We start from the raw sequence: 10,520 nt of genomic DNA, 5'->3' as shown, positions 1-10,520 counted from the left end.
CTCTTGCACGGTCAGCCACGGGTGCGCCCCGCCGCGGCCGCGGCCACGCCCGGAGGCGCGGCGAAACTCCCGCGGATCGTTGAGAGGGCCGTCCGCAAGATCGGCCCCACGTCGGTCTTCGGATCCACCAGCAGCTGGATCGAGACGCCCAGCTGCAAACTGCCGATCATCAGGGCGGCGGCGTCCGGGTCGACCTCGGAACGGATGCTGCCGTCCGCCTGACCGAGTGCGATCAGAGCCATCAAGTTTCCCTTCACCCGGTCGTGCTGCGCGGCGAACACTGCGCGCAGTTCGCTCAGTTCCGCTACCGAGGCGGCCAGCATCAGGAAGTAGGTGCGCAACTCCGGGCTGTCGGCGAGCCGCGTCAGGAAGACCTCGACGCTGAGCAGCAGCGCCTCCAGGCCCGACAGCTCCTTCATCGGGCGCTCGACGGCCACATCCGCGAAGCTCGCCGATGCATGCTCGATGACGGCGTCGATCAGCCCCTGCCGGGAGCCGAACCGCTGGGTGACGAGACTTCGGCTGTAGCCGGCCCGCCCGCCGATGGCCTCGAAGGTCGCCGCCGCCACCCCGTGTTCCGAGACGATCTGCACCACGGCCTCGACCAGCCCGCGGCCCGACTGCTCGCGCCGGTCCCGCTGGCTTCGCCGCCTGGCGGCAGAGTCGGCCTTCAACGCCCCGTCTCTCGCATCCATGAGATATTAGTTGCTCGACTAGTAAGTGGTGTCTACCGTCCCGGCGGGGCGATGCCGACACCAATAGCCTGACGTCGCCCCGACCACGAAATGCACCGAGAGGCGGCCATGACCCTGACCAGCGCCGAATGCGTCGCGACGATCGTCGATCCCGCCGCCCACGCCGACCCTTCGCGCCTGTATCCGGCCTATGCCTGGCTGCGAAAGCACGACCCCATCGCGCGCGCCGAGCTGCCGGGGTTCGATCCGTTCCATGTCGTCACCCGGCACGCCGACATCCAGGAGATCAGCAAGGACAACCGCCTGTTCCCCTACGGCGACTTGCCCTCCACCCTGGCCACGAGCGAGGGCGTCGTGGCGACGCGTGAGGCGAAGGCGGCCGGCCGACCTCTGCTCTACACCCTCGTCCAGATGGATGAGCCCGACCACATGAAGTACCGGACCCTCACCCAGGCCTGGTTCATGCCGGCCAACCTGCGCAAGCTCGAGGGACGCATCCGCGAGATCGCCCGCGAGTCGGTGGCCCGCATGGAGTCGCTCGGCGGGCGCTGCGACTTCGTCAACGAGGTGGCGCTGCACTATCCGCTGCGAGTGATCATGGAGATCCTGGGCGTGCCGGCCGAGGACGAGCCGCGCATGCTGCAACTCACCCAGGAGCTTTTCGGCGCCACCGACCCCGACCTGGCGCGCGGCGGCGAGAACCAGACCGACGAGGCCCGCGGGCTGGCTCTCCAGGCCGTCTTCGCCGACTTCTTCAACTACTTCAACGTACTGATCGAGGATCGGCGGGCGCGCCCCCGCGACGACGTGGCCAGCCTGGTGGCCAATGCGCAGATCGACGGCCAGCAGATCTCGGCCTTCGACGCCATCTCGTACTACGTGATCATAGCGACCGCGGGCCACGACACCACCTCGTCCTCCACGGCCGGCGCCATGTGGGCCCTGGCCGAGCGGCCCGGTGAACTGGCGAAGGTGAAGGCCAATCCCGCCCTCATCCCGGGCCTCGTCGACGAGTCCATCCGCTGGACCACCCCCGTCCGCCACTTCATGCGCAGCGCCGCGCAGGACGTCACGGTCGCCGGACAGGCGTTCAAGCAGGGTGACTGGTTCATGCTCTGCTACCCGTCCGCCAACCGCGACGAGGCGGTGTTCGAAGCCCCCGACGAGTTCCGCGTCGATCGCAGCCCGAACAAGCACCTCGCCTTCGGCTACGGCGCTCACCTGTGCCTGGGCCAGCACCTGGCCAAGATGGAGATGCGCATTCTCTGGGAGGAGCTGCTGCCGCGCCTGCAGTCGGTGGAAATCGACGGCGACGCCAAGCTATCCCACGCCAGCTTCGTGAACGGCCCCAAGACGCTGCCGATCCGATACGTCCTCGCCTAGGACGCCGCGCTGAGCTTCTCCGTGATCGCCTCGGCGACGAGGAACGCCGCGCTCCCCATGTCGAAGGCGTCCGTCATCGGCATCTCATCGGTGCCGAGCCGCTGCTGCACGGCGGCCATCGTAGCGTCGATGTCGTCGGTCTCGACCTCGTACTCGGCCACATACTGTTGCGGCACACCCTGGGTATGGCGTTCCACCAGCTTGAAGCGCCGCGCGCTGATGATGCCCGGAACCTTCACCAGGTCCCGGATGTGCTGGTTGGTGTACCAGCGGTCGAACTCGTCTTCGCGCCCAACGGTTGGCTTGCTCAGGACGATGATGTGGTAGCGCGCCATCGCATTCCTCCTTCAGTGGATGATGTCAGCAGATCCCGCGGCGCTTCAGGAAGTCGAGCGCCAGGGCGGCGATGCGCTCGGGCTGCTCGAAGTGCGGGTAATGCCCGATCCCCTCCAGGAACACTGCCTCGCCCAGCCCCTGCGGGATGTTCTTCAGGGTGTTCGTCACCATGGCGTCGTCGACGAAGAAGTCGGCCTCGCCTCGCACGTTGAGGTAGGGGCAGCTTACGTCCGCCATCTTGTCCACCACGTCGTGGTCCGCCCAGCACTGGAGATCGGCGATCGCCACCTGCTGGGGCGCAAACCGGTGCAACCACTGCAACTCCACGTCCTTGCCGGGACGCATGGGATGGTGGCTGGAGGCGACGCAGCCCACCTCCATGAAATAGCTCCATCCCGGGCTGGCATGCGGCTCCTCCCGCTCCGCGATCGGGAAGCCTGGCACCTTGGCGCCGCCCGCCATGGCGATCGCGGCCTTCAGCCCGTCGGAGTGATAGGCCGCCAGGTCCGTGGCCATGTTGCCGCCGATCGAGCAGCCCAGCACGACCGGCTTCTCGTCGCCGCAGACCTTCTCGATGAACCGCCAGACGAACTCGCCATAGTCGCGCATCCGTCGGAAAGGCTGCCAGTTCACCGGCAGCGATTTGCCGTGGCCCGGCAGGTCGAGCGCGATCACCCGGAAGCCGGCCCTGGCCAGCAGCGGCATGATCTCGTGGTACTGCATCGAACACGACCCGGCGGTGTGGATGCAGACCAGCGGCGGCCCTTCGCCCAGCCGGTCGTAATAGATCTTGGTCCCGTCGACGGCGACGTAGCCGCCGGTGATCTGTTCAAAGTCCATGGCCTCAGACCCTCACTTCCGGCGGCAGGCCGCACTGCGGGATGATCTGGCTGCCCAGGACGTGGACGGCCTTGTAGGACCGCTCCAGTTCCACCCGGTCGCCGTCGCCGCCGATCTGGCCGGTGCCGAGTTCACGGCCGAAGGTCGTGACGCCCTCGAAGGCGCGTCGCCACGCCGCCGGCTCGCCCGCCACCACCACGTCGTAGCCCAGCATGTTCGTGCCGGGGTTGTAGCGCTCGGCGTCGATGATCCGCCCTCGATACAGCTTGAACCAGTAGGCCGCCGCTCCGAACCGCAGCACGATCTTGGTGTCGAGCCACCGCGACGCGCCTGCGAAGTCGGCGTTCCCGTTCGCCGCCGCGGCGATCGACTGCGCCCATGACCCTGGCTCCGGCATGACCGGTCCTCCCTCTCCAGAAGAGCGATGACTGTGCGCCCCTCCCGGCCAACGAAGCACAGCCGACACGGCGCGTCTGCCTGCAACTCGATGGTCGGGCCCTCCGCATCGCTCTGCGAAAACGCCGGCGATGCGGCAAAATCGCTGATCTGGACAACGTTAAGATATCTGTTATCTAAGCGTTGTCCAGATTGGACTGCGGGGCCGGATCGGCCGGCCTCGGAATGAAATGGAGAACTGCAGATGTCGATCCTGCTCAATCGAGCGCTCGACGTGGTCGTGTCCTTCGCGGTGGTGGGCCTGGCCCTGACCGTCGCCGGCGCCACCGCTGTCCTGGGCGCCTAGAATGTCCCGCCCATAGGCCTCGCCCGCAGCAAACGCCGGGCGAGGCCAAATGGAAGATTCCCAGGCCCGCCGTCGTAGAGTTGTCTCCGAATCCAGCCTATAGTTTCCTCAAGTCCTGTCGATTTCCGCTGCTGAGGGTTGTGTCTTCAGTCTCAAGCCGAACGCCATAGACGCGCCGCCCCGCGCCGACCCCAGCCCCGGGGAGCCCTGCGATGCAGGTGTCTAGCCGCGCGCCGTCGGGTTGGCCCTGCCTCGTGCTCAACGCCGATTTCCGTCCGCTCAGCTACTACCCCCTGTCGCTCTGGCCCTGGCAGGACGTGATCAAGGCCGTGTTCCTGGACCGCGTCGATGTGGTCTCCACCTACGACCAGGTGGTCCGCTCGCCCCGCTTCGAGATGAAGCTGCCCAGCGTGGTCTCGTTGAAGAACTACGTGACCCAGGATCGACCGCCGGCGTTCACCCGCTTCAATCTGTTCCTGCGCGATGGCTTCAGTTGCCAGTACTGCGCAAAGGGCGAGGAACTCACCTTCGACCACGTGATCCCGCGCTCGCGCGGTGGCCGCACGACATGGGAGAACATTGTGACCGCCTGCGCGCGCTGCAACCTGCAGAAGGGCGGGCGCACGCCTCACGAGGCGCACATGCATCCGCGTCAAAAGCCCCGCCGGCCCTCGGCCTACGAGCTCCAGGACCGCGGCCGAAAGTTCCCCCCGCACCACCTGCACGAGAGCTGGCTCGACTACCTCTACTGGGACATCGAGCTGGAAGCCTAGCGCGGCCGGGGTCCGGAAGAATATGAGGCGCGGCGGTGGTGAAGGCGCGCCGCCGGTCTTGCGCAGGCGGCCGGCCACGATCAGCGCCGGGCGCGGAATCCATCACCCTCTCTTGTGACGTAGGCGTGGGAACCCAGCCGGCGTTTGCGCGCTCTCTCGCGTCCCGAGGGAGACGTCATGTTTGCTGCGTTGAAACTGTCCGGCCTGGGCGCGTTCACACCGGAGTTTCCGGATGCCGAGGCTCTTCACCAGGGCCTTGCCCGCTGGAACCGCCGACGCCTGGCGGTCCAGACCCCGAGCGCCGACTGGACCGCCCACCTCAATAGTGACTTCCGAATGCTGCGGCTGGAGGGCGCCTTCGTCGAAGCCTTCCGGGCGCATGTGGCCCCGGTGGTCGCAGAAGTCCCAAGCGATCCGCGGGCGTTCATCGCGTGGTTCGAGGCGCTGAAGGATGGCGGTCCAGGCCAGTGGGACCAACTGTTCGCCTGGCTCGAAGCCGAGGCCAGCCTCGAGCAGATGAAGTGGTTCCTGACCCAGGAAGCGGCCGGGGAGGCTGGCTTCGACGATTTGGTCGCCATGACCCAGGTGAAGCTGCCGGCGCGGCCGAAGCTCGAGTTGGCGCGCAACTACTGGGACGAGATGGGCCGCGGCAACGCGGGTGGCATGCATGGCCCGATGCTGGACCGCACGATCGACGGGCTCGGCCTGACGCCCACGATCGAGGGCACGCTCTGGCAATCGCTGTGCCTGGCCAACACCATGACCGCGCTCGCCACGACGCGGCGCTATGCCTACCAGTCGATCGGGGCCCTGGGCGTTGTGGAACTGACCGCGCCGACGCGCGTGGCCGCGGTGGCCGAGGGGCTCAAGCGGCTGGGCTGTCCGCCGGAACAGCGCAAGTACTTCGTGCTGCACGCCCAACTCGACGTGGAACATTCTCGTGCCTGGAACGCCGAGGCGCTGATCCCGCTGGTCGAGGCGGACCCGGCGTGCGCAAGGTTCATCGCAGAGGGCGCGATCATGCGCCTGGTCTGCGGCGAGCAGTGTTTCGAAGCCTATCGCGCGCACCTTTGGGCCCACGCCCATCCGGTGGTCTACGCAGCGGAATAGTGGGCGACATGCGGTTCTCGATCGAGACAAGGTTGCTCTACCGCTTCCAGGAGCCCTGCGAGGTGCTGCTGCTGGTGGAACCCGCCAGCACGGATACGCAAACCGTGATCCATGAGCGGCTTACGGCGCCGGCGGGCTGTCGGCTGGCGCGGTTCGAGGACCCGCTGAGCGGCGAGCGGCGGGCCGTGTTCGACGCCGCCGGCGATGTCGAGATCGGCTATGCGGCCGAGGTCGAGCTGGCGGCGGTGGACCACGATTTCTCCGGCCGCCCGGCCGGCCGCGTCCGCGATCTGCCGGCCAGCGTGCTCGAACACCTGCGGCCCAGCCGTTACTGCCCGTCGGACCGGCTGGAGCGTCTGGTGCGGCGCGAGTTTGGCCACCTGGAGGGTGGAGAGAAGGCCGGCGCGATCATGGATTTCGTCGGACGCAACCTCACCTACGAAGCCGGGGTCAGCACCTGCGCCAGCGGAGCCCTGGACACCCTGGCCGACGGCGCCGGGGTCTGCCGCGACTACGCGCACCTGGCGATCGCGCTCTGCCGCGCCGCGGACATCCCGGCGCGCGCCGTGAGCGCCTATGCTTGGCGGCTGGACCCACCGGACATGCACGCGGTGGTCGAGGTCTATCTGGACGGGCGCTGGTGGCTCGCCGACCCGACGCGTCTCGCGCCGGTGGAAGGCCTGGTGCGGGTGGCGACCGGCCGCGACGCGGCCGACATCGCCTTCATGCACATCTTCGGCAAGGCCGAACTCCTGGAGCAGAGCTTCCGGGTGGACCGGCGCGAGCGCCTGGCCGCCGTCGCCTGATGCCCCTGACCTGAGCATGCTGGCGCGCGCGGCGCCGCACGTTGGCGGTCAGCGCGGGGGCGCCGGCGACCGGACACCGAAGTCGTAGGGCCCGTAGGTCCCCGGCGCCCCGTGCACGATCCTGGGGGCGCGACCGCGGCTCTCGCCGATAGCGACGCTGAGCCGCCCCTTCTCGCCGAGCGGAACTTCGGTCTGCAGGTACACGCTGCGATATCCGTGGCTGCCGACGCCGACCTCGAATACGCCATGAGGCCGGCGGTCGAGAGGCTGTTCGCTCGTCGTGCGGGGTGCGTCGGCGGGCAACGAGGCGGCCGGTGAATCCCGCAGGTACGCCGCAATCTGGTCGGCGACGTCGGTCGGCGCGGTGGCGGTGGGGGCCTCGGCCGGCGGCTCGGAAGCGAACGCGCGCCCTGCGGCGAGGACGAGCATCACGGCTATCGGCCCACTGCGGTTCATCGGTCGTCTCCTGCGCTCGCATAGGCGACGCCGATTGCGGCGATTATGTTACGACATATCGCAGTCCGGGCGCCAACGAACACGCTTTCGCGATATCGCCGCCCTAGGACCGCCGCATCTGCTTCCTATCTATTGGGGGCTGAAGCCGGAGGCGTCCCTCCCCCTTGCCATCGGCGAGCACCCCGACCGCCGCCTCACGGGCGGCGCAGGGAACGCGGCTCCCCCGAAACGCCCCCCCAAGCCGGGGGAGCCGCACTTCCGGGTGGCGCCGGGCTCCCGGCGGAGGCGAGTCCTGTTGCGCCGCCGCGTGAATTACCTAACGCTGGTTAAGTAGGGCGCGGAGGACGGACCGTCGCCGTGGGGGGTATGCAAGTGTTCGACTTCAATTCTAAGGCCAGCGGGCGCAGTCCGATAGGTCTCGTACTCAAGGTGACTGCCCCAGCCGTGGTCGCGCTCACGCTGAGCTTCGGCGCGGCGGCCAGCCAAGCTTCCACCTACGTTGTTTCCGGCACGATTCCGGCGGCGTTCCGCGAAGTCGTCTCCATTTCCGGCCCGCCGGACTACGGTTCCGTCTACGCTGGTCCGATGGTCTGGAACGGAACGGTCGATGGCCAGCCCTTCACCGACCTCGTCGCGTTCTGCGTGGACCTGTACCACCATATCTCGCTGAGCCCTTCGGGCCTGACCTACTACGACAACATCCCGCTGACCTACGATTCCAATCCGGGCGGCGTTGGCGCGCTCCATCCTCTGCTCACGACGACGCAGTTGAGCGACATCGGCCGCCTGGTCAATTTCGGCACCCTGGTCGCCCTGGATGCGTCGGCAACGAACAAGCAGCGGGTGCTTTCGGCGACCCAGGGCGCGATCTGGGAGATCGCCGCGGGGGTGAACGTCTTCAAGAGCGGCGACGCCAGCTATGGCAACCTCGTGGACGCCTTCAAGGCGGGCGACTTCGGAGCCGCCAACACCTACGGCGCCATTGCCACGAACTTTACCCTGCTCACGCCGCCCGGCTACCCGAATGCGAGCGGCGCACAGTCCTTCGCGATCGCCGCGGCCGTGCCCGAGCCTCGCGCCTGGGCGCTGATGATCGGTGGCTTCGGAGTGGCGGGGGCCATGCTGCGCCGCCAGAGTCGCCGCACGGCTCGCGTCCGCATCTGACAACGTCGAGCGCTCCGCGGGCGCTGGCACGATAGCTGCGTCCTGACGGTCAAAGTCCCGTCAGGAGCGCCGTCGTGTCCCGTTTTCAAGCAGTCCGAGCTACCGCCTTCCTGAAGTCCGCCTTGCCGGCGGCAGCGTTTGCCTGCGGCCTGGCCGCGGCCAACCCGGGTCAGGCGACAGCCTACTTCTTCCAGTCCGCCAGCATGGACACCTCGCGGACCGCGCACATCTACGGGCCCGGCGGCTTCCACGAGTATGCCTACATCGCCCCCGTGAAGTTCACGGCCTACGAGGGAACGGGGGCCACGCCGCAGACCGGCGCGCTCAGCGGTCCGTTCGACATGATCGGCTTCTGCCTGGACATCTTCCACAACATCAGTCTCGGCCCCCTGAACCTGAAGTACGACGACACCTACGAACTGACGACCAACTCCGAGTACCTGAGCAACGCCGCACCGTTCACCGGAGCGACGCTTCTGACCCAGCCGCAGATCGCCCAGGTCGGCCAGCTGGTGAACTATGGCAGCCTGCTTTACGCCAACGGTCCCAGCAGCGCCGACACGCTCAACCGGCTGGCCGGTCTGCAAGGCGCGATCTGGCAGGTGATCAATCCCGGCTACACCGTGGTCAGCGGCAACGTGGCCCTGGACGGCTACATCGCGACCTACACGGGGGCGAACTACGCCAGCAGCCTGACGGGCTACGGCCCTGTCGGCACGGACATCACCTTCCTTACCGAAACCGGCAAGTACGGGACCCTCTCCGCCCATCAGAGCTTCGGCTTCGCCGCCGTGCCTGAGCCGGGGACCTGGGGCCTGCTGATCGTCGGGTTCGGGCTGATGGGAGCCACTCTGCGCCGGAGCCGGCCGCGCCTGGCGTTCGCCAGGGCGCGCGCCTAGCGGAAGACGTGGATGCCGCCGGCGCCGCCGGCGGGCGCCTCGGCCATGCCGCGGATCTCCAGCGCCGCGCGCCGCTCCACGTAACGGGCCGGTAGTTGGAAGGGCTCTTTGTAGTCGAAACTCGCGGCGCGGTCATACAGACCGTAGAGGGTGGTCTTGGGCGCCGCGGCAGTTCCATTCATCGGGTAACCCTTCACTTGTCCGTACGACAGACGTAGCGTGAACGTCGCGTCCGGATAAGTGGACTTGCCGAACGCGGCGAAGCGCGCTTTTCCAAGCTGTTCGCCTGCACGTTCTTTCACGGCTTGCACTTTGTCTTCGGTCCACTTGATCAACTCACGCCGCATGGGATCGAGCTGCCGCGCCAGTACGATCATGGTATCGGGGGAAGCGGCAACGGCCGCTTCCCCACCCTCAATCAGCTGGCGGCGCGCCGCTGGATCGGCAAGTTTGGAGCCACGCACCAGCGCTTCGGCCGCCTGGCGCGGCGTTCTGCCATTCAGAACGATCTTGATAAAAGGATCCTCAGCGCCGGATTCCGCCACGTCCAGTTCCAGAGCCCCGGCGATGCGGGCGATCTCCATTTCCGGGTAGATTGGGGCGGGAGAAAACAGTTGCATGCGCATCGATTCCAACTGCGCTTCGTGGTAGCCGGGCAGGCGCTCGCCATCCGGTTTCTTCACTTCCACCCCGTACTGCACGATGGTCTGGGCCAGGTTTGCAAGTTGCGAGTACAAGCCGCGGAAGGAACGCTCCTTGTTGCGGGTGTTCAGCAGGCGCTCGGCGGACGCGATCTGATCCCACGCGCCTCCGTAGGCGGCTTTCCAGCTTGCATCATTCATGACGCGCGCCCGGAAGCGCTCCTCATCGGCGCGCTTGGCGTCCATCACACGCTTGTCGAGCAAGCCTTTGAGGCGGCCTTCCAGAGCTTTGAACGAATTTTCCAAGCCGAAGATCACCGAGGCCGATTGGCGCGCCGGTTCCGCGCCGGTGGCCGAATATTTCTTCAGAGTCTCAATGCGGTTGCGCAGGATCTTCAGAATGGTGGGGAGTCCGGTGTCCCGCTCACTCTCCAGCTCCGCGAGGGTGTTCAGGCGCTGCGTGCTGCCAGGATGACCTACAACGAATACCAGCTCGCCATCCGCGGCGCCCTGGGGATTCCACTGCAGGTAGTTCTTGCTTTCCACCGGCCGATTGTCTTCGTACACGCGGAACAGCGCCATATCCAGGTCATACCGCGGATAAGTGAAGTTGTCCGGATCGCCGCCAAAAAAAGCAATCTGTTGTTCCGGCGCGAAGACCAGCCGTACGTCGGT

12 protein-coding genes are annotated in these 10,520 nt (G+C 67.1%); 6 read left to right on the top strand and 6 right to left on the bottom strand.

Features of this window, described 5'->3' with window-relative positions; translation table 11 throughout:
• Positions 1-11: 11 nt before the first annotated feature.
• The gene (locus QZV94_RS18915) at positions 12-674 is read right to left on the bottom strand and encodes a TetR/AcrR family transcriptional regulator (protein ID WP_293680384.1); all 663 of its coding nucleotides are present in this window, start codon (positions 672-674) and stop codon (positions 12-14) included.
• A 129-nt stretch (positions 675-803) separates the two neighbouring features.
• On the opposite strand from QZV94_RS18915, the gene QZV94_RS18910 reads away from it, so the two are divergent.
• Positions 804-2,078 (top strand): cytochrome P450, encoded by a 1,275-nt coding sequence (locus QZV94_RS18910; RefSeq protein WP_293680382.1) that lies wholly within the window; start codon positions 804-806, stop codon positions 2,076-2,078.
• Here QZV94_RS18910 and QZV94_RS18905 read toward each other — a convergent pair.
• Genes QZV94_RS18905 through QZV94_RS18895 form a run of 3 tightly spaced genes read right to left on the bottom strand, consistent with a single transcriptional unit; the run spans position 2,075 to position 3,651 of the window.
• On the bottom strand, positions 2,075-2,413 hold the full coding sequence (locus QZV94_RS18905; RefSeq protein WP_293680379.1) for a DUF4286 family protein: 339 nt from the start codon (positions 2,411-2,413) through the stop codon (positions 2,075-2,077). The genes QZV94_RS18910 and QZV94_RS18905 overlap by 4 nt on opposite strands.
• 25 nt (positions 2,414-2,438) lie before the next feature.
• Complete coding sequence (locus tag QZV94_RS18900; protein ID WP_293680377.1) at positions 2,439-3,254, bottom strand: alpha/beta hydrolase; 816 nt, start codon at positions 3,252-3,254, stop codon at positions 2,439-2,441.
• 4 nt (positions 3,255-3,258) lie between these two features.
• The gene (locus tag QZV94_RS18895; protein ID WP_293680375.1) at positions 3,259-3,651 is read right to left on the bottom strand and encodes a hypothetical protein; all 393 of its coding nucleotides are present in this window, start codon (positions 3,649-3,651) and stop codon (positions 3,259-3,261) included.
• A 557-nt stretch (positions 3,652-4,208) separates the two neighbouring features.
• On the opposite strand from QZV94_RS18895, the gene QZV94_RS18890 reads away from it, so the two are divergent.
• The 3 genes from QZV94_RS18890 to QZV94_RS18880 all read left to right on the top strand — a co-directional run bounded on the left by QZV94_RS18890 (position 4,209) and on the right by QZV94_RS18880 (position 6,685).
• Entirely contained in the window at positions 4,209-4,769 is a 561-nt protein-coding gene (locus QZV94_RS18890) for an HNH endonuclease (RefSeq protein WP_293680372.1), read from the top strand.
• 177 nt (positions 4,770-4,946) lie between these two features.
• Entirely contained in the window at positions 4,947-5,879 is a 933-nt protein-coding gene (locus tag QZV94_RS18885) for an iron-containing redox enzyme family protein (RefSeq protein ID WP_293680369.1), read from the top strand.
• Positions 5,880-5,887: 8 nt separating this feature from the next.
• Positions 5,888-6,685 (top strand): transglutaminase family protein, encoded by a 798-nt coding sequence (locus QZV94_RS18880; protein WP_293680366.1) that lies wholly within the window; start codon positions 5,888-5,890, stop codon positions 6,683-6,685.
• A gap of 48 nt (positions 6,686-6,733) precedes the next feature.
• Here QZV94_RS18880 and QZV94_RS18875 read toward each other — a convergent pair whose 3' ends face one another.
• Positions 6,734-7,141 (bottom strand): hypothetical protein, encoded by a 408-nt coding sequence (locus tag QZV94_RS18875; protein WP_293680363.1) that lies wholly within the window; start codon positions 7,139-7,141, stop codon positions 6,734-6,736.
• A gap of 429 nt (positions 7,142-7,570) precedes the next feature.
• On the opposite strand from QZV94_RS18875, the gene QZV94_RS18870 reads away from it, so the two are divergent.
• The gene (locus QZV94_RS18870) at positions 7,571-8,305 is read left to right on the top strand and encodes a PEPxxWA-CTERM sorting domain-containing protein (RefSeq protein ID WP_293680360.1); all 735 of its coding nucleotides are present in this window, start codon (positions 7,571-7,573) and stop codon (positions 8,303-8,305) included.
• A gap of 74 nt (positions 8,306-8,379) precedes the next feature.
• Positions 8,380-9,204, top strand: coding sequence for a PEPxxWA-CTERM sorting domain-containing protein (locus QZV94_RS18865; protein WP_293680357.1), 825 nt, complete (start codon positions 8,380-8,382; stop codon positions 9,202-9,204).
• On the opposite strand, the gene QZV94_RS18860 is transcribed toward QZV94_RS18865, so the two are convergent.
• Positions 9,201-10,520, bottom strand: a 1,320-nt coding sequence (locus QZV94_RS18860; protein WP_293680354.1) for a S46 family peptidase, incomplete at its 5' end; no start/stop codon positions are given. The genes QZV94_RS18865 and QZV94_RS18860 overlap by 4 nt on opposite strands.

This window comes from uncultured Phenylobacterium sp., from assembly GCF_902826855.1.
Taxonomy (GTDB): Bacteria; Pseudomonadota; Alphaproteobacteria; order Caulobacterales; family Caulobacteraceae; genus Phenylobacterium.
The sequence above is the reverse complement of the archived record's forward strand: the minus strand, read 5'-3'. Positions and strand labels throughout refer to the sequence as shown.